Source organism: Burkholderia pyrrocinia, from assembly GCF_001028665.1.
In the GTDB taxonomy this organism is placed as follows: domain Bacteria; phylum Pseudomonadota; class Gammaproteobacteria; order Burkholderiales; family Burkholderiaceae; genus Burkholderia; species Burkholderia pyrrocinia.
The window spans coordinates 814,574-833,428 of record NZ_CP011505.1 but is presented as its reverse complement, the minus strand read 5'-3'; the positions used below and the strand labels follow the sequence as shown (position 1 = coordinate 833,428).

Sequence of the window (18,855 nt, the reverse complement as noted above, 5' to 3'; positions counted from 1 at the left end):
TCATTCCACCTGCGCGAGTTCTTCGCTGCTGACGCTGATCGCCGCCTGCGCCATCGCGGCGATCACTGCCGCATGCTGGTCGACGACGGGCAGCACGTTCGCGAAGTAGTAGCGCGCGCTTTTCAGCTTGCCGCGATAGAACGCGAGTTCGGCGGGCGTGTCGGCCGTTTCCGGCGCGTCGAGCCGGCGCGCGGCGATCGTCGCCGATTCGAGCAGCACCCACGCCGACGTGACGATCCCGAACATCTCCAGAAAACGCGTGTAGAACTGGCTGCTGCGGTGCGTGTGGCCGTCCTGCACGTCGCGCGCGATGTCGTCGAGCGCGGCGGCGATCCGGTCGGCGCCCGCGCGCAGCGCATCGAACAGCGGGCGCAGTTCCGCGTGCGTGCCCGCGTGATGCTGGCGTGCAAGGAACGTATCGAGCTCGTCGCGGTAGTACTGGATCAGCCGCGAATGGCGGCCGAAGCCGAGCTTGTCGCGCACGAGGTCCTGCGCCTGGATGTAGTTCGTGCCTTCCCAGATCGACAGGATCTTCACGTCGCGCGCGTTCTGCTCGACGGGGCTCGCGTCGGTATAACCGAGCCCGCCATGCACCTGGATCGCGGTTTCGCAGATCCGCCACGCCTGGTCGGAGATGAACGCCTTGCAGATCGGCGTCAGCAGCAGCTGGAGCTTGCGATGGCGCTCGATCTCGGCCGGGTCGGCATCGGGCGTCGCTTCGAGCATCGCCGCGCGCGTCGCGGTCGCCGCGAGCTTGCCGAGCAGGCCGCGGCAGCCGTCGACGCGGCTTTTCATGTCGACGAGCATGCGCTGCACGTCCGCGTGCTCGACGATCGCGACGCGTGCGGCGTTGGTGTTCGACGCGCGCTCGATCGGTCGGCCCTGCAGCCGGCGGCCCGCGTAGTCGACCGCGTGCAGGTACGCGCTCGACGCGACGCCGACGCCGAACATGCCCGTGCTCATCCGCGCCTGGTTCATCAGCGGCATCAGCTGCAGCAGGCCGACGTTGCGCCGGCCGCCGAGCAGCCAACCCTTGGTCGTGCCGTTCGAGCCGAACACCAGGTGCGTGTTCGCGCACCCCTTGAGCCCCATCTTGCGCGGCAGGCCGACGCAGTCGACATGGTTCGGCTGCAGCTCGCCGGTTTCCTCGTCCGGCCAGAAACGCGGCACGACGAGGCACGACAGCGAGAACGAGTCCGGCGACGCGGTATCGATGCGACCGAGCACGAAATACAGCGTGTTCTCGGTCAGCTCGTGCATGCCGGCCGAGATGTAGACCTTCTCGCCCGCGATCGCATAGATGTCGCGTTCGAGCGGCGTCGCGCGCAGCGCGACCGCGGTCAGGTCGGTGCCGGCCTGCGGTTCGGTCGCGCAGAAGCATGCGTCCCAGCGGTACGCCTCGAGCGGTGCAATCAGCGCTTTCTGGTGCGGCGTGCCGTGCATCTGCAGCAGCTTGATCGCGGGGCGCGTGAAGCCGCCGTACGTCATGAACGACGGATTCGCGCCCATGAACATCTCGTAGATCATCTGCGTGACGATCGGCGGCAACCCGTGCGCGGTGCCGAACAGCGTGTTCGACCATTCGTCGCGAAAACGCGCCCACAGCGCGTGGAAATGCGACGGAATGCGCACCTGGCCGTCGTCGAGCAGCGTGCAGCCCTCGACGTCCGCCTGCTGGTAGCTGCGCCCGAGGTCGAGCGCGAAATCGCGCGCGCGCTCGAGCAGCGCGTCGACCGATGCGCGATCGTGCGTGCTGTACGGGCCGTGCTCGAGAAAGTGCCGGTCCGCTTCGAACAGCTCCCACAGAAAGAAGCGCAGCTCGCGCAGGCTCACCTTGTAGGCGCTCATCATGCGTCTCCTTCGATATCGAGCGCGGCGTCGAAGCCGCCGGCCAGGTCGACGACGGCGGCGGCCGCCGCGCCATGCAACGCCGCATCCCACACGAGCACCGTGCGGCGCTCGCCTTCGTCGAGCGCGCCGGCGAGCCGGATCAGCGCGGCCGCCGATTCGGCCGACGACAGGTGGCCCGACCCGTCGTGCTGGATCCGCGCGCCGAGCGGGATCGACGCGGCGTCGGCCACGCGCGCCGCGAAGCCGGGATCGAAGCCGGGCGGCACGCACCAGTCGATCTGGTTCGCGCGCAGGTTCGCCTGATCGAGCGCGCGGCGGATCGCGCGCGCGGCGACTGGCGCGAGCGTGTCGCGCAGCGCGGCCGGCGCGTCGGCCCACGGATCGGCGATCGACGGCCCGAATTCGACCGCGACGGACCGCACGCCGCCCCACGCGTCCAGTTCGGGCGCCGGCCCGACGCGCGACACGAGCAGTGCGGCGGCCGCGTCGCCGTAGCCGACCAGGTCGCCGAACTGGCGGAAGAACGGGTAGAGCCACTTGTCGCTCAGGATCACGAGCGCCTGGTCGCCTTCGTCGAGCAGCCCGTCGAGCAGCATCAGCGCCGAATACCAGCCGAGCGTGCCGTTCTGGCCGAGTGCGAACGGCGTCACGCGCTGCAGGCCGAGCTCGTACTGCATGCGGCCGACGACCGAGTCGCCGATGCCTTCGTTGAGCGCGCAGCTCGCGACGATCACGTGCGTCGTGCGCGCGAGCTGCCCGGAGCCGAGCTGGTCGCGCAGGTCGAGCGCGGCGTCGGCGGCGAGATCGGCGAGGCTGCGCCCGGGCGGCGCGACCCGCAGCGCGGGCCGGCCGCCCGGCGCGAGGCGCGTGCCTTCTTCGGGCGTCAGCGCGCCCATTCCGCGCGGCCGGGCGAAGCGCGCCTGCGGCAACAGCAGGTGCCGGTAGCCGGGATGGCGCTCCTGCGCCTGGATCGCGCTGAACACGACGGCGGGCGGCAGCACCACGACGCCGCCGGACAGCGCGAGCGTGCCGGGTGCGGCGACGCGGCGCGCGTCGAGGCAGGTTTCATCGAGCGTCGACAGGGTCATGCGGCGTTCTCCTCGAGGTTCGTGCTCGCGAACGCGTCGCGATACTGGGCTTTGAGCGCCGGGCGGTCGATCTTGCCGTTGGGGTTGCGCGGCAACGCCGGCAGCGGCTCGACGACGAGCGGACTCATGTAGGTCGGCAGCGCGTCGCGGCACGCGCGCGCGATGTCGGCGCGGCACGCGTCGGCGTCGAGCGTCGACACGACGCATGCGGCGATCGCTTCGCCGAGCGCCGGGTGCGGGACGCTGAACACCGCCGCTTCGCGGATGTGCGGCAGCGCGAACAGCACGTCCTCGATCTCGGTCGGGCTCACGCGATAGCCGGATGTCTTGATCATGTCGTCGCCGCGCGCGACGAAGTACAGGTAGCCGTCTGCGTCGCGTCGCACGATGTCGCCTGACCACACGGCGACGTCGCCGCGCGGGATCTCGCCGTGCCGGCGCGGCAGCGCGCGAAAGCGCTGCGCGGTCAGCTCGGGCCGGTTCCAGTAGCCGAGCGTGACGAACGCGCCGCGATGCACGAGTTCGCCGGGCTCGTCGGCCGCGCATTCGCTGCCGTCCGCGCGCAGCACGAGGATTTCCGCGTTCGGCACGGCCTTGCCGATCGACGTCGGGCGCAGCGCCGCGTCGGCCGGCGCCAGGTACGTCGAGCGGAACGCTTCGGTCAGCCCGTACATCAGGTAGGGCTCGGCATTCGTGAACAGCGCTTGAAGGCGGTGCAGCAGCGGCGTCGCGAGGTGGCCGCCGGTGTTCGCGAAGCGGCGGATCCGCGCGCGCGCCGTGTCGCTCCAGCCGGCGGACGCAAGCTGCATCCACAACGGCGGCACGCCGGTGATCGACGTCACGCCGAACGCGTCGCAATGGCGCGGCACCTCGGCGGGCTGCAGGAAATCGAGCGGCGCATAACACGCGCCGGACGCCAGCGCGGTCGTGAGCTGGCTCAGGCCCGCATCGAAGCTGAGCGGCAGCACGCCGAGCACGACATCGTCGTCGGCCAGCCCCTGGTATGCGGCCACGCTGAACGCGCCCGATACCAGGTTGCGGTGCGACACGACGACGCCTTTCGGTTTGCCGGTCGAGCCGGACGTGTAGAGCAGTGCGGCAGGATCGTCATCGACCGGCCGGCCGGCGGGGGCAGGCGCCGGCATGTCGCCCGGCGCGGCGATCGCATCGGCCAGTTCCCCGATCAGCAGCACGCGGGTACCGACCAGCGATGCGAGCGCGGGCAGGCGCTTGAGCCGTTGCGCGCCGGTCACGAACAGCGCCGCGCCGCTGTCGGCGACGATGTGTTCGATCTGCGCTTCCTTCAACTGCGGATTGACCGGCACGAAGATCGCGCCGAGTGCGTTGGCCGCGAGCATCGCGACCACGGTTTCGATGCGCTTCGGCGCGTAGATGGCGACGCGCTCGCCGGGCAGCACGCCGCGCGACGCGAGTGCGACTGCCGCGCGCCGGACCGCGCGCGCAAGCTGTTCATAAGTCATCGCGCCGCCGCCGTCGGCATACGCGAAACGCTGCGGCCAGCGCGCGGCGCCGTGCTCGAGCAGGTCGGCGACGCTGATCAGTGCGTTCATGATCGGCTCCTCTCTCTGGATGTTTCAGGCAGGCCGCACGTACACGTGCGCGGCTTCGTGTGACAGGAAATGCGCCATCGAGTACGTGCGGTGATACGCGCCGCAGCGCGCGAACACGGCGATGTCGCCGACCTGCGGCGGTGCGCCGGTGTCGTCGCGGCCGATCACGTCCGCGCGGCTGCAGGTGCTGCCGACGTAGCTCGTCGGTACGCCGCGCGATGGCGGCGCAGGCGTGCGGCGCACGAGCGACGGCGCGGCCAGGCGGCGCATCACCGATTCGGTCTGCGCGAGCAGGAACGCATGCGACAGGCCGCCGTCGCAGACGGCAATCGTGCGGTCCTGCCACGCCTTGACCGCGACGACGCGGGTCGCGAACACGCCCGCGTCGGCGAAGATTGCGCGGCCGGCTTCGTGCGCCAGCGAGTAGTCGCCGGCCAGCGGCGCGAGCGCGGTCGCATAGCGTGCGAAAGCGGCATCGCCCGGATGATCGTCGGCAAAGCCGCCGCCGAGGCTCAGCGAGCCGAGCGGCGCGCCGTTGGCCGGCGCGAGATCGCGTGCAAGCGCCGCGAGCAATTCGGGCAGGGCGAGCGTGTCGGGTTGCGTCGCATCCTGGCGAATGAACGAATGCGGGCCGGAGAACACATGCAGCCCGGCCACCGGGAAGCCGGCGGCGGCGAGCGTGCGCACCGCGTCGTGCGCTTCGCTCGGCGTCATCCCGAAGTGGTCGTGCCACAGCGCACGCGCGTCGTCACCGGCGAGCGCGCCGGCGTTCAGGCGCAGCAGTACCTGGCCCGGCGTGCCGCCGCCGGCCGCCGCCTCGCGCGCCAGCGGCACGAAGCGCGCGACCGCGTCCGGGTTGTCGAGCACGAAATGGCAGCGCGACGCGAGCCCCGCACGCATGAACATCTCGTCCATCGACGGATTGTTCAGGTAGCGCGGCGTCTTGATCCGGCCGATCACCGCGTCGAGTTCGCCACGGCTCGCGAGCTCGACGCCGTCCTCGTACGCATGCGCGCAGCGCGCGAGCATGTCCTGGTTCGGGTTCGCCTTCAGCGACACGATCAGCTTCGTACCGAGCTGCGCTTTCAACGATCGGTAGCGCGCGATCGCGACTTCCGGCTCGTACACGTAGCACGGCGTGCGCAGGTCGGCGATCCATGCGTGATCGCCGGCGGGCGGAAGCGGGCGTTCAGGCGTCATGGCGACCCACCGGATGGAGCGTGGCGGCCGCATACGCGCCGCAGTTCGACTGCATCACGCCGAGCACGCGCTTGCCGTGCGCCACCGCATCGAGCCCGACGTCGGCCAGGTTGATCGGGAAATCCGAGCAGCACGCGTGGCCGCGCGCAAAGATGTTCTCCGCATACAGCCGCTCGGCCGGCACGCGCATCGCGCGGCACAGCGCGTTCCAGCCGGGCAGGTCGGCGTTGTGCGGCAGCACGAGCTCGTATGCATCGAGCGCGTGCGGCTCGAGCGCGACGGCCGCGTCGATCGCCTTGCGCGTGTACGGCCACTCCATCATGATCAGGTCGGCCTCGTTCGCGGCGACGGTATCCGAGCCGCGGTGCCATTTCGCATGCGTCTCGATCGCGATGCCGCCGAGCCGGTTCTTCGTGCTGTTGCGCGCGATCAGCATCGCGGCCGCGCCGTCGCACTGCACGCCGGTCATCTGCCGCATCCGGTAATCCTCGCCGTACACGCGGTCGGACGATACGACGAGCGCCGCGTCGAGCTGCGGATGGCTGCGCATCAGCGCGCGGACCGTCTCGATCCCGGCCGCCACCGACACGCAGTTCAGTTGCGCGACGGAGCCGAGCCACAGCGGCTCGATGCCGAAATGCGCGGCGAGTTCGTGCGGCAGGCTGCGCGGCGCGGGCGGCACGCTGAACTGCTGCGTGTGCACGTGCACGATCGCGCCGATGTCGGACGGATGCACGCGGGCCGTGTCGAGCAGGCGGCCGGCCGCGGCGATCGCGAGATCGGTCTCGCTCGTGTCGAGCGCCATGTGGAAATAGCGGCTGCCCGACTGCGCGATCGCCGCGGCCCGCTGCGCCGGGTAGTCGCGTTCGGCGGCCCAGGCCTCGATATCGACCGGCAGGCCCGGCAGCTCGTAGGCCACCGCGTCGATGCCGATCCAGAAGCCGGCGTCGCGGGATGCGTGGGAGGAGGGCATCGTCATGTCAGTTGAGCGGCATCGCCGCGTAGTCGAGGACGTCGAGTTTTTCGAAGGTCGCCTGCACGGTCGGCGTGAGCAGGCCCATTTCGCGGATCGTCGGCACGAGGCGCCGGAAGATCGAGCGGCGGATCGAGCTCGACACCGGCGACTCGCGCACCATCGCGCTGCATTCGCGCTTCGACAGCCCCATCGGTTCCCAGATGTCGTCCGCGCACAGGTGCTCGTACAGCACGGCCGCGCCTTCGCAGACGAACTGCTCGCGCTCGCGCAGCTCGTGCGAGCTCATCTCCGCATACACGCGGCACAGCGTGATCCGGCCGACCGCGAAATGACGCGATTCGTCGCGCTGGATCCGCATGAACAGGTCCTTGATGAACGGATCGGTGCTGTACGCGACGACGCTCTGGAAGATCGACAGCGCGATGCCCTCGACGAGCACCTGCATCCCGAGGTTCGTCATGTCGAGCGAGCTGCTCGTGATCGTGTCGTGCAGCAGCCCCTTCAGCGAGCGGCTCATCGGGTAGCTGACGTCGAGCTTTTCGTTGACGAGCTTCGCGTAGGCCTCGACGTGGCGCGCCTCGTCCATCATCTGCGCGGCGGCGCACAGGCGTGCGCTCAGGCCGGACTCGGCGGACGCGAGTTTCGACGCGCAGATCAGCGCGGCCTGCTCGCCGTGCAGGATCTGCGACAGCAGCCAGCCCTGCGCGTGATGGCGCACCTCGCGCTTGTCGGTGTCGGACAGCTTGCCCCACAGCTCGGTCCCGTAGATCAGCAGCGTCGGGTCGGGCATGCCGAGCGGATTCGCCGGGTCGAGGTCGTGGCTCCAGTCGACGTCGGTCGCGACGTCCCACTGCGATGCCTTCGCCTTTTCGTACAGCCGGTTCAGCGCCTCTTCGCGCAGCGCGTAGTCGTTGGACATCAGCGCGTCGACGGGCATCGACCAGCGGATATCGGCGGTGTCCTGCATAACGGTGAGCGTTTGAGTCATGTCAAGGTCTCCCCGGCCGCGCGGCGGCGCCGGAATGATGGGCGGAATCGGTAAAGGTGACGGCGGTGCGCGGCGCGCCCGGATGCGGCACGAGGCGGATCGCATACGCCGGCCACGGCCCGCGCAGTTGCGCGTCGAACGCGTCGGCGAGCCGCGCGGGCCAGATCGCGCAGCACACGCGGTTGTCGCCGGCGAACTCCGCATCGCGCAGGATCCGGTCGCCGATCCACACGACGGGCGTGCCGCGCGCGGCATCGCGCAACGCTTCGTCGTACAGGTGCACGCCGAGCAGCACGTGCGGCGCGAGCAGTTCGGCCGGCAGCGCGCCGAAGTACGGCGCGCAGACTTCGATGAACACGCGTGCGTCCGGATGCACGGCGTCGCGGATCCGCACGGTGGCTTCGGCGAGGAATGCGAAATACTGGACGTGGTCGAGCAGCACGCGGCGTTCGCCGACGGGTGCGTCGCCGGCGTCGTACGTGTCGCCGGCCGCTTCGGCCAGCGCGGCGCGCGCATAGTCGGCGGGCGTGTCGAGCGGCATCCGGTACGCGCTCGCCGCGACCGCGACGGGCCGCTGCGCATCGCGTTCGATCCGGTAGGTGAAGTGAACGGGTCGCACCATGTCACGCCTCGCCTTCGAGAGACAACGTCGCATCCGGCGCGAACGCGACGTCGGCGATCGCGTAATAGCCGTTCAGCGCGAGCGAGCAGACGGCCGCGCGGCGCGGCGTGTCGCCGTCGCGGTGCGCAAGCAGCACCGACAGCCACGGATCGCTACCGAACGCATGACCGAACAGACCGTGGCCGTCCGGCAGCAGTGGCGTCTTGCCGACGGACGCCAGCAGCGCGCGGCGCGACGTGGCCGGAAAGAACGGCAGCGCCGCGTGCACGCCGGGGCGCGCCGCGCAGAAGGTGCGGATGTCGCGGCCCAGCCGCACGACCGCGCTGGCCGGCGGCGCGGCGTCGGCGAGCACCGACTGCGCCGGTTCGCGGCCGACATCGACGAGCAGCGTGCAGACGCCGAAGCCCGAGCGTCCCCATGCAGGGTTGCCGTGCCAGTACGTATAGCCGTGCACGTCGATGTCGACGATCTGCAGCAGCAGCGTGCGCGGCCCGGTCTCGGCCGCGGTCGCGAGCGTGCGGCGCAGCACGTAGCCCCAGCCCGCGCATTCGTACGAGCAGGTCATCCAGTCGGGCGTGTAGTCGTTCGCGCCGGCGAGTGCCTGCGCGAACACGCGGTGCTGCGGCGAATCGTTCATCAGCAGCATCGACAGGATCGTCGAGCTGACCACGTAGTCGTCCGCGCCGATCGCGCCGCACAGCCGCTCGCGTTCGGCGCACGCGAGCGTGCCGATCGCGTGCGCCGTGTCGTCGAGCGGCACGGCCGCGCCGTCGCGCGACGGCGCGACGCGCCGGTACGCGAGCGCCTGCACGGTCAGCGCGGTCGCCGGGGCCGGCTGGACGGCGGCGGCCGCCACGGGGGCAAGAGGCGCGAGCATCGTCGTGTCAGGCGGCGTGCTGCTGGCGGCGCAGTTGCGCGTCGAGCTGCTGAAGCGTCGTGTACTGCGTGATGTTCAGCGCTTCCGGGTCGATCGAGCCGTAGAGCTGTTCGCAGAACACGATCAGCTCGACGATGTTCAGCGAATCGATGCCGAGTTCGCCGATGCCGGCGTCCGTATCGACGGTTTCGACGTTGAGGATCTTCGCGACTTCGCGTGACAGGATGTCGAGCGCGTCGGCCGGAACGTTCTGGGTCGTCATGAGAGGAGCTCCTTGGTTTGAAGTGGGTTGATCGGGATCGATCGGCCTGTCGCGTGGGTCAACTGCCGGCTTCGCAGCGCAGGCTCTTGCGAAGCTCGTGATAACAACGGTACGAACTGCCTTCCATCTTCGAAAACGCCAGCAGGTCGCGCTGGTCGTCGAACGCCGCAACCTTGCCGTCGCGCACGAGTGCCGTCAGGAACTCGTTCGACAGCAGCTTGATCGCGAGCACGCGCTGCACCTTGCCGAAGCTGTAGTGCGCGTCGTCGGTCTGGCTGCGTGCGGCGTCCGCGATGAAGCGGTGCACGGCGTGCGCGTCGGCGTCGAGTTCGACGCGGCCGGTCCGTTCGAGCCAGCCGACGTGCGCCATCAGCGCGCGGACGAAGTACGGCCGCACGACGGTCAGGTACTTGTTGAACACGGTCGGGCCGCCGATCCGCAGGCGATCCTCGGCGCTGACGCGCACCTGGCCGCCGACGTTCGCCAGCTGCAGGTTGCCCGCGAGGAACGGCGCGCCGCAGGTCGCGCGCTTCAGTTTTCGATACTCGTCGGGCCACACGAGATACGCGGCCGGGAACATCACGCCCGGCAAGCGCGCCGCGACGACCGCCATGCAGTCGCGGTGCGCCTCGATTCCCCACACCTTGTCGACGGTGAGCGCGAGGCCGCTGTCGTCGCTGCGGACGACCGTGCGCCATGCGGCGAGGGTCGGGCCGCCGCCGTCGCTCATCAGGAACGCGAAGTTGTGACCGGCGTCGATGCAGTCGCACGCACGACGGTTCTGGTCGTCGGAGAAGAACAGCCCGAACATGATGCGGATGAACGCGCGCATGAACGGCTTGAACAGGTGGTGGAAGCCTTCGCGGCCGATCTGTTCGAGCAGCGCTTCGGTGAGCGGCGCCTCGTCGTGTTGCAGCGGCGTCGATGCGGACGAATCGGGCAGCACGTCCGGCGTGGCGGCGCGCAGTGCGATCACCATCTCGCTGTCGAGCAGCCGCACGGCGGCGGCTTCGACGAGCCGGGCAGCCGCGCGCGGCGGCGTGCCGATCGTGCCGAGCGTGTCGAGGTGGCGCAGCACCGGATACGCGGCCTGGTCGGCCACGCGCAGCAGCAGCGGCGGCTGCAGTGGCAGCAGCGGGCCGGCGGACGAAGCAGGGACGGAAAGCGTGGACATGGCAGGGTTCCTGTCAGAAGCGCACGCGCACGGCGGCGTCGATGCGGGTGCCGAGACCGACCATCCGGTACTCGGAATTGCTGTCGGAGAATGCGTGCGAGAGCGCGACATCGACGCTCACGCGCTGGTTCACGTCGGCGACGACCTGGGCGATCGCGAGCAGGCCCTTGTCCTGCGGCGAGTAGACGCCGCGCAGCGAATACTCGACGCGGCCGATCTTCTTGCCGAGCCGCGCGAACAGGTAGTCGCGCAGGTTGCCGTCGGCGCTCACGAAGTCGGCCGTGCCGCCGAGGCCGGCGAGCGCGGCGCCGGGCGCGACCGGCAGCAGCGCGTTGTTCGCGCGGACCGCGCCGACCATCTGGCGCCACTGGTTCGCGTCGTAACGCGCCTCGTCGTGCGACCACTCGACGATCAGCGACAGGTTGCCGGGCAGCGCGCTCTGCATCCCGACCGCGCTGCGCCACATGACTTGTCGGTCGTTGCGGCGATCGACCGCGTCGTAGGCGGCCGGCGAATCGAGCGGCGTGCCGTTCGCGATGAACGCCGGCAGCGGCCGCGTCGTGCCGCGTTCGAGCCACGCGCTCGCATAGACGGTGTTCGAACTCGCGACGTCGAACGACAACGTTGCGCCTGCGCCGCCGCGGCCCGCGTGACGGCCGGCGAGCAATGCGGCGGAGCCGCCCGACCAGTTGTACGCGCCGCGCACGAGCTGCGTCGCGCCTTGCACGTCGCGGTTGTCGACGTCGTTGCGCAACGTGCGGTTCTCGCCGGCGATGAACTGCAGCGTGGTCTGTTCGCCGGCCCATTTCGCCTCGACGAGCGGCGTGCCTTCGACGTCGCCGTAGCGATCGTAGATATCCGCCGTCGCGGCCCGCTTCTGGAAGAAGCCGAGCGGAAAGAACGCCTGCGACGTGTCGAGCGGGTCGATCCGCTTGCCGGCCGTGAGCGTGATGCCGTTGTCGAACGCGTAGCGCACGCCGGCCTCGTTGAAGCGGCTCGCCTGTGCGCCGAGCGAGTGATTGCTCGCGACGACGCGCGCGTTCATGAACAGGTTTTCGCCGTCGATGCGCGCGAGCAGGCCGGCTTCCTGCCGGTTGCGCGGTTCGTCGCCGATCAGGTTGCCGAGCAGCGCATGGCCGTCCGTGCTGTCGACGGAGCGGGCGTACGCGATGCCGTTCAGCGTGCTCAACTGGTCCATCAGCGATTCTCCATGCGCGAACGTGCAGCCGAGCGCGAGCGGGAAGGCGAGCGCGGCGCGATGCCAGGCGCGTCTGCGCGGCGCGCATGTGCGGCCGGACGATGGACGGAAGCGGTCACGATGGGCATCGGCGCGGGCCTCGTTGTCACTGGCCATCGGCAAGCGTGTCGGGATTGAACCAGCCCGACGGAATCTTGCGCGGCTGGCCGTCGAGGATGTCGACGACGCTCGCGCGCTGCTTCTCGATCTCGTTGCGGTACGTGATCTTGCGGATCACCTTGCGCCCGTTCGCCTCGACCGGCGTGGAGAAATCGGCGCTGCGGAACAGCAGGCCGCTCGCCAGGAAGAACTGCGCGCGCACCGGCACGTCGCTGTCGGGCGTGACCCACAGCTTGATCGTCGGATAGACGTTGTCGGGATCGGTCGCGGTCAGGTCGAGCTCGGTGGCCGGCTTGCCGGCGATCGCCGTCGTGCCGGGCGCGGCCGTCGCGCGGTAGCTGTCTGCCCAGTGCGTGCGCGTGATGTCGCTGATCACGACTTCGCCCTGCAGCCGCTGCATTCCGTTGATGCGCACCGCGCTGCGCGTGTTCGGCACGTAGAACCAGTGCCCGCGCGTCGTCGCGAGATACTTCTGGCCGTCGTTCTCGCCGCTGCGGGTCAGCGCGAGCGTGTCGCCGTTGCCGCGCGTATAGACGAGATAGCGCGTCGCGTCGCCGGATTGTCCGCCGGCCAGGTTCGTGATCTCGATGTTCGTCTGCGTATCGGCGGCCGTGCTGCGATAGGCGTCGGCACGGGCGAGCATGGTCTGGGCCGGCGGTGCGTCGGCTGCATGGGCGGCCGGCGCGCACGCGACGAGCGCGGCGAAAGCGGCGTACGTAACGCGAATGCGGATCATGGGGCGAGTCCTTCGAGGATGTTGCGTTTGGCGAGTCCGAGTGTCGCGAGCAGCGCGGCTGCCACGCCAAGCACGACGAACGCGCCTTCGACGGCGGCCACGGCGGCCGGCGATACCGTGAATTCGAGCAGGATCGGCTTCACGCGGCCCGGCGGCGCGGGCAGGTGGATCTGCGCGTGATTGAGCGCGACCATCGTCAGCAGCGCCACCGCGATGCCGGCGGCCGCGCCGAGCAGGCCGAGCAGCGCGGTTTCCTGGATCAGCACGCCGCGCACCGTTGCGGCCGGCACGCCGAGTGCACGCAGCGTCGAGATCTCGCGGCGGCGCTCGACGATGCTCATCAGGATCCAGTTGCTCATCGACAGCAGGATCGTCACGCTGAGAATCGCGCCGAATACCGAGAACTGGTTCTTGTACAGCGCGACGACCTGGTGATAGAGCGACACGAGCTGGTCCCAGGTCTTCACGTCGAGCGTCGGCAGCGCGGCGCGCAGCGTCGCGGCGGCGGCCGGCGTGTGCGACGTATCCGACAGGAACACCGCGATGCGCGACGCGCGGTCGGTGCGCAGCAGCGCCTGCGCGGCGGCGAACGTCACGTTGACGATGCGCTCGTCGATGTCCTTGTTGCCGGTGCTCATCACGCCGACGATCTGCGCGTCGGTCGCGTTGATGCCGCCGTGCGCGGTCGATGCCATCAGTTGCACGACCGAGCCCACGTGGACGCCGAGCTTGCGCGCGAGTTCGGCGCCGACGACGACTTCGGTGCCGGCATGGGTCGGCGACAGGTAGCGGCCCGACAACACCGTGTGATAGTCGAAGAAGCCGGGCGGCTCGCGGTTCGGCTCGATGCCTTCGCCGACGAAGCCGTAGCTGAGATCGCCGTTCGAGACCAGCCCGTCGAAGTCGATGCCGCGCGCGGTCGTCGCGACGCCGTGCAGCGTCGCGACGGCGCGTGCCGCGGCGGCCTGCTCGTCGGCGGTCAGCCCGTACTGCAGCGGCCGCTCGCCGATCCGGTCGAGATAGCCGTGGTGCAGTACCTGCACATGGCCGACGCCGCTGTCGATCGACCCTTCGCGCACCGCGTCGAACGTCGCGATCACGTAGCCGAGCGCGAGGCTCGACGCGAACGCGGCGACGCCGATCATCGCCATCGTGAGCACGGTGCGGCGCCGGTTGCGCCAGAGGTTACGCCACGCAAACGTCGACCAGTTCACGGTTCACTCCCGGTACGCCGTCGCGCATCTCGATGCGGCGAGGCAGGCGCGTGCACAGACGATCGTCGTGCGACGCAATCAGAAAGGCGGTTCCCAGCGTGCGGTTGGTGTCGAGGATCAGCTCGGCCACCGCCAGCGCGTTGGTGCTGTCGAGGCTCGCGGTCGGCTCGTCCGCGATCACGATGGCGGGCTCCTTGGCAAGCGCGCGGGCCAGCGCGACGCGCTGCTGCTCGCCGCCGGACAGCTCGCCGGGGCGGTGGCGTTCGCGTGCGGCGAGCCCGACCGCATCGAGCATCGCGCGGGCGCGCTCGCGGCGCGTGCGCGGCGTGCCCCATGCGAAGCAGCCGAGCTCGACGTTCTCGAGCGCCGACATCACCGGAATCAGGTTGAACTGCTGGAACACAAAGCCGATGCGTTCGCGGCGAATTCGTTCGAGCGTGTCCGGCGCATCGTTGATGCGGCGGCCTTCGAGCCAGCGTTCGCCGGTGCTCGGCACGTCGAGAAAGCCCGCGAGATTGAGCAGCGTGCTCTTGCCGCTGCCGGACGGGCCGACGAGCGCGACCACGTCGCGCTGGCCGATCGAGATCGTCGCGCCGCGCACCGCGACGACGCGGCCCGCGCCCTCGTAGACGCGTGAGACGTCGCGCAGCTCGAGCACCGGCGGGAACGATGCGGACGTCATGCGTACGCTCCTTGACCGGCTTCAACGGCGGCCGGCGCATGGATCACGGGCAGCGCGCCGTTTGCATAGAGGTCGCGACACTTCAGGCGCTGCAGCTTGCCGCTCGTCGTGCGCGGCAGCGAGCCGGGTTCGACGAAGCATAGATCCTGCGCGGCGAACCCGATGCGCGCCGCGAGCAGCTGCTGGCACTCGGTGCGGGTTTGCGGCGTCGCGTCGACGGGACGCGCCTCGATCGCGACGACCAGCCGCTCGGTGCCGGTCTCGGGATCGGGCAGCCCGAACGCGATGCAGGTGCTCTTGCGCAGCATGTGATGGGCGCCAAGCGCCTCCTCGATCTCGTGCGGGAAGTAGTTGCTGCCGCGAATGATGATGACTTCCTTCTTGCGCCCGAGGATATGGAGCTGGCCGTCCGCGACGTAACCGATGTCGCCGGTGCGGAACCAGCCGTCGGCCGTCAGCGGCGCGGCGATCGTGCCGTCGTCGGGAGTCAGGTAGCCGAGCATCACCGACGTGCCGCGGATCGCGACTTCGCCGACGGTGCGACTCGGCAGTGCGTGGTCGCTGTCGTCGAGAATGCGGAACGCCATCCCTTCGATCGGCGTGCCCATCGCGAGCACGGTTTCGGTTTCCGACTCGTCGCCGTCGTTCGAGGCGACCGGTTGCGCGTCGCGGCGCTCGATCAGCGCGCGACGGTCGAGCGTGTCCGCGATCACGTACGGTGCGCCGTCGACCGCACCGTCATGCCATGCACGGTGCATCGACACTGCGAGCGTCGACTCGGCCATTCCGTAGCACGGCTGCAGCGCCGACGCCGCGAGACCGTACGGCGCGAACGTGGCGGCGAAATCGCGCAGCGTCGCGTCGTCCACGCGTTCGCCGCCGATGAAGATGTTGCGGCACGCGGACAGGTCGACGCCGTCCATCGCGGCGGCATTGAAGCGACGCACGCAGTAGCGCAGCGCGAAGGTCGGCACCGACGTCGTCGTCGCGCGCGCCGACGCGATGCGCTTCAACCAGCCGAGCGGATTCCGGATGAAGCTGTTCGGCTGCATCATCAGCAACGGCGCACGGTAGTGCAGATTCGACAGCAGCGTGAGCAGGCCCATGTCGTGATAGAGCGGCAGCCACGACGCGGTGCCGTCGCCGGCCGCGATGTCGAAGCGGACCGATCCGCCGATGCCGAGCACGTTCGCGATCACGTTCTCGTGGCTGAGCACCGCTGCCTTCGGATGCGACGTCGAGCCGGACGTGAGCTGCACGTGATGCGGATCGCGGCCGCACTTCGCGCTGATCAGCGCGCGCGTGCCGGCATCGGCGGCGATCGACAGCGTCGCGAGATCGACGACACGGGTGGACGCAGCGGGAAACGCGTCGTCGCGCCACGCGGCGGACTGCGCATCCGCGGCGACGACGAGGCGCGGCCGGTACAGCTCGCATGCGACGTCGACTACCTGCCGCCCGGCGGCGGCGCGCCGCACGGGGACGGGCACGGTGCAGGGCAGCGCGCCCGTCATCACGCAGGCCATCATCGCGGCCGCGTGCTCGACCGATGCGGGGAGCGCGAGCATCACCATGTCGTTCTCGCGGACGCCAAGCTCGCGCAGCGCGCCGGCCTGGTGAAACACCTCTTCCGCAAAGCGCCGGTACGTGATGTCCGCTTCGCGGCCCGCATCGTCGACGAACGTCATGCGATGCGTGGCGCCCGCGACGTCCTCGAGCGATTCGATCAGGCGATGAATGGTGGATGCGCACTTCGTCACGAGGATCTCCCGTTGAGGAACACGGCCGCTCGCGCCACGGTGCCGGCGGCGCCGTTCGTCGAGTGAGGGGGATTCTTGCCGGATCGATGCAACGCGACAAACGGAATCTATGCAGGCTATGCATGCGCGGCACGCATCCACGAGGTGAACGGTCGGTACGCGCATTCGACCGGTCGTCTAGTTCACGATGTGGTGCGCTCATGCGCGGGCGTCATGCAATGCGTTCGGAAAATTCGTTTGTCCGAAACATCGACTCACAGAAGAATTGCAACCCGGCAGCGCGCCAGCGTCGTCAATGTCCACGGTGCCGGGCGAGGGTCCGGCCAAGGAGAGCGTTTTGTCCGTCACCTCATCGCTTGTCGCCCGCCCGAAACCAGTTGCAGACATGAAGAGCCGCCCGAGCGGCGTGGTCTTCTCGCTGAAGCTGGCGGTCTACGTCGCGCTCATCGCGCACGGCATGATGTTCGCTCTGTCGGCGTCGGTATTCCTGAAGATCGTCGGGGTCGTGCTGATCGGCGCGATGTATGCGCACGGCGTCGAGTTGCAGCACCAGGCGCTGCATTACCAGGGGTTCAGGAGCAAGCGCCTCAACATGGTGTTCGGCGTGCTGGTCGGCATGCCGATGCTCGTGTCGTTCCATGCGTACCAGGACAGCCACTTGCGCCATCACCGCTTGCTCGGCACGCCCGAGAACAAGGAATTCTTCGACTACGGCGACCAGTACGGCGCCAGCCCCGTCGTCAACCTCGGCCTGTGGGCATGGCGGCTGTCGATGGCCGCGCACTATATCCAGTTCGCGAAGAACGTCGCGAAACTCGTCGTGCCGGGCGCGCGCTTCGGCGACAACCCGCTCGTGTCGCGGGCCATTCGTCGCGATCACCTGCTGATGGTCGCGGCGATCGCGCTGCTGGCCGGGCTGTCGTTCGCGCTGCACACGTGGTTCGTCGTGTGGGTGTGGGTCGTGCCGCTCGTGTTCGTCGCGGCGCCCGTGCATGCGCTGGTCGAGATGCCGGAGCATTACCGCTGCGACCTGACGAGCACCGACCCGTTCCGCAACACGCGGACGATCGAGAGCAATGCATTCATGACGTGGTTCACGAACGGCAACAACTATCATGTCGAGCACCACATGATGCCGAACCTGCCGATCGAGCGGCTGCACGACCTGCATGGCGCGATCGCGCCGCGCATCCGCTACTACCACCGCACGTACCGGCAGTTCTATTCCGCGTTGCTGCGCGGCAAGCTGTCGCCGCGCACGGTGGACGACGATGCGGACGATCGCGCGCCCGACGCCGAAGCGGCCGCGCCAGCGTCCACGCAGTCGGCATGACCGTGCCCGGCCCGAACGCCTTTCGACGACGGTGACGACGATGCTCTATCCGGAACTTTTCAGGTCGCTCGAAGCGGTCCGCTGGGACATGGAGAAGGACATTCCGTGGAACCGGTTCGACGCTGCGCTGCTCACCGACGAGCAGGCGGAGACGATCAGGATGAACGCGATCACCGAATGGTCCGCGTTGCCCGCGACGGAAATGTTCCTGCGCGACAACCGGCACGACAGCGACTTTTCCGCATTCATGAGCGTGTGGTTCTTCGAGGAACAGAAGCATTCGCTCGTGCTGATGGAATACCTGCGCCGCTTCAAGCCGGAAATGGTGCCGACCGAAGCGGAACTGCACGCGGTGCGCTTCCAGTTCGACCCGGCGCCGCCGCTCGAAACGCTGATGCTGCACTTCTGCGGCGAGATCCGCCTGAACCACTGGTATCGCTGCGCGGCCGACTGGCACACCGAGCCCGTCATCAAGCAGATCTACGAAACGATCTCGCGCGATGAAGCGCGCCATGGCGGCGCGTACCTGCGCTACATGAAGAAGGCGCTGAACAACTGCGGCGACGTCGCGCGTGCCGCGTTCGCGAAGATCGGCGTGCTGATGGCGTCGGCGCGCCGCACCGAGAAGCCGCTGCACCCGACCAACCTGCACGTGAACCAGGCGCTGTTCCCGCGCGACACCGTGCAGTCGCGCCTGCCGGATCCGGAATGGCTCGAGCGCTGGCTCGACGAGCAGATCCGTTTCGACGGCGAGTGGGAAAAGAAGGTCGTCGAGCGCATCCTGCACAACCTGTCGATCCTGTTCGAGCGTACGTTCGCGACCGCGCAGGAACTGAACCGCTATCGCCGCGAGGTGACCGCGCGGATGAATGGGGCGGTGGACGGCGTGTAACCGGTCCGGGCCGCTCGCTCCGCTCGGGGGGGCTGGCCGGACGCCCCGGCCGTAACGCAGGTGGAAAAAACGCCGATCGCGGATCGCGACCGGCGGGATATTCATTTCCGGCAATAATCGGTTCGCCGGTTTCTTGAATGCGCGCAAAGAAAGGCGCAATTCCATGTGTTTAGTCGGGCGCAATAAACATCGAATTCATGATTTATATGCATTCGGCATGCATGCCGGGATTTTGCATGTTTTCGTAATCCGATAAATCGAATAAAAAGACA

At 69.0% G+C, this 18,855-nt stretch carries 17 protein-coding genes; 2 read left to right on the top strand and 15 right to left on the bottom strand.

Annotation, left to right across the window (positions count from 1 at the left end; all coding sequences use genetic code 11):
* Genes ABD05_RS33795 through ABD05_RS33725 form a run of 15 tightly spaced genes read right to left on the bottom strand, consistent with a single transcriptional unit; the run spans window position 1 to window position 16,358 of the window.
* A complete protein-coding gene (locus tag ABD05_RS33795) occupies window positions 1-1,848 on the bottom strand; it encodes an acyl-CoA dehydrogenase family protein (RefSeq protein WP_047904455.1) in 1,848 nt (615 codons plus the stop codon).
* On the bottom strand, window positions 1,848-2,939 hold the full coding sequence (locus ABD05_RS33790) for a hypothetical protein (protein WP_047904454.1): 1,092 nt from the start codon (window positions 2,937-2,939) through the stop codon (window positions 1,848-1,850). The genes ABD05_RS33795 and ABD05_RS33790 overlap by 1 nt, the downstream gene beginning before the upstream one ends.
* Complete coding sequence (locus tag ABD05_RS33785; protein ID WP_047904453.1) at window positions 2,936-4,510, bottom strand: acyl-CoA ligase (AMP-forming), exosortase A system-associated; 1,575 nt, start codon at window positions 4,508-4,510, stop codon at window positions 2,936-2,938. Before ABD05_RS33785 ends, ABD05_RS33790 begins: the two co-directional genes overlap by 4 nt.
* Before the next feature lie 24 nt (window positions 4,511-4,534).
* The gene (locus ABD05_RS33780) at window positions 4,535-5,710 is read right to left on the bottom strand and encodes a PLP-dependent decarboxylase (protein ID WP_047904452.1); all 1,176 of its coding nucleotides are present in this window, start codon (window positions 5,708-5,710) and stop codon (window positions 4,535-4,537) included.
* Window positions 5,700-6,689, bottom strand: a complete 990-nt coding sequence (locus ABD05_RS33775) for a ketoacyl-ACP synthase III family protein (protein ID WP_047904451.1) — start codon at window positions 6,687-6,689, stop codon at window positions 5,700-5,702. Before ABD05_RS33775 ends, ABD05_RS33780 begins: the two co-directional genes overlap by 11 nt.
* 1 nt (window position 6,690) lies before the next feature.
* Window positions 6,691-7,674: a ferritin-like domain-containing protein gene (locus ABD05_RS33770; protein ID WP_047904450.1), complete on the bottom strand. Its 984-nt coding sequence runs from the start codon at window positions 7,672-7,674 to the stop codon at window positions 6,691-6,693.
* 1 nt (window position 7,675) lies between these two features.
* Window positions 7,676-8,296, bottom strand: coding sequence for a hypothetical protein (locus ABD05_RS33765; protein WP_047904449.1), 621 nt, complete (start codon window positions 8,294-8,296; stop codon window positions 7,676-7,678).
* A gap of 1 nt (window position 8,297) precedes the next feature.
* Window positions 8,298-9,173, bottom strand: coding sequence for a hypothetical protein (locus tag ABD05_RS33760; protein WP_047904448.1), 876 nt, complete (start codon window positions 9,171-9,173; stop codon window positions 8,298-8,300).
* Between the two features lie 7 nt (window positions 9,174-9,180).
* Entirely contained in the window at window positions 9,181-9,435 is a 255-nt protein-coding gene (locus ABD05_RS33755) for an acyl carrier protein (RefSeq protein ID WP_011350104.1), read from the bottom strand.
* 58 nt (window positions 9,436-9,493) lie between these two features.
* Window positions 9,494-10,609 (bottom strand): hypothetical protein, encoded by a 1,116-nt coding sequence (locus tag ABD05_RS33750; protein ID WP_047904447.1) that lies wholly within the window; start codon window positions 10,607-10,609, stop codon window positions 9,494-9,496.
* A gap of 13 nt (window positions 10,610-10,622) precedes the next feature.
* Window positions 10,623-11,963 carry a hypothetical protein gene (locus ABD05_RS33745; RefSeq protein WP_047904446.1) on the bottom strand — a complete coding sequence of 447 codons (1,341 nt, stop codon included), beginning with the start codon at window positions 11,961-11,963 and terminating at the stop codon, window positions 10,623-10,625.
* Complete coding sequence (locus ABD05_RS33740) at window positions 11,953-12,702, bottom strand: outer membrane lipoprotein-sorting protein (protein WP_047904445.1); 750 nt, start codon at window positions 12,700-12,702, stop codon at window positions 11,953-11,955. The genes ABD05_RS33745 and ABD05_RS33740 overlap by 11 nt, the downstream gene beginning before the upstream one ends.
* A complete protein-coding gene (locus ABD05_RS33735) occupies window positions 12,699-13,916 on the bottom strand; it encodes an ABC transporter permease (RefSeq protein ID WP_047904444.1) in 1,218 nt (405 codons plus the stop codon). Before ABD05_RS33735 ends, ABD05_RS33740 begins: the two co-directional genes overlap by 4 nt.
* The gene (locus ABD05_RS33730; protein WP_047904443.1) at window positions 13,888-14,598 is read right to left on the bottom strand and encodes an ABC transporter ATP-binding protein; all 711 of its coding nucleotides are present in this window, start codon (window positions 14,596-14,598) and stop codon (window positions 13,888-13,890) included. Before ABD05_RS33730 ends, ABD05_RS33735 begins: the two co-directional genes overlap by 29 nt.
* Complete coding sequence (locus tag ABD05_RS33725) at window positions 14,595-16,358, bottom strand: fatty acyl-AMP ligase (protein ID WP_053060036.1); 1,764 nt, start codon at window positions 16,356-16,358, stop codon at window positions 14,595-14,597. The genes ABD05_RS33730 and ABD05_RS33725 overlap by 4 nt, the downstream gene beginning before the upstream one ends.
* Window positions 16,359-16,743: 385 nt before the next feature.
* On the opposite strand from ABD05_RS33725, the gene ABD05_RS33720 reads away from it, so the two are divergent.
* The gene (locus ABD05_RS33720; RefSeq protein ID WP_047904442.1) at window positions 16,744-17,691 is read left to right on the top strand and encodes a fatty acid desaturase family protein; all 948 of its coding nucleotides are present in this window, start codon (window positions 16,744-16,746) and stop codon (window positions 17,689-17,691) included.
* 31 nt (window positions 17,692-17,722) lie between these two features.
* Complete coding sequence (locus ABD05_RS33715; RefSeq protein ID WP_047904723.1) at window positions 17,723-18,583, top strand: ferritin family protein; 861 nt, start codon at window positions 17,723-17,725, stop codon at window positions 18,581-18,583.
* Window positions 18,584-18,855: the final 272 nt, after the last annotated feature.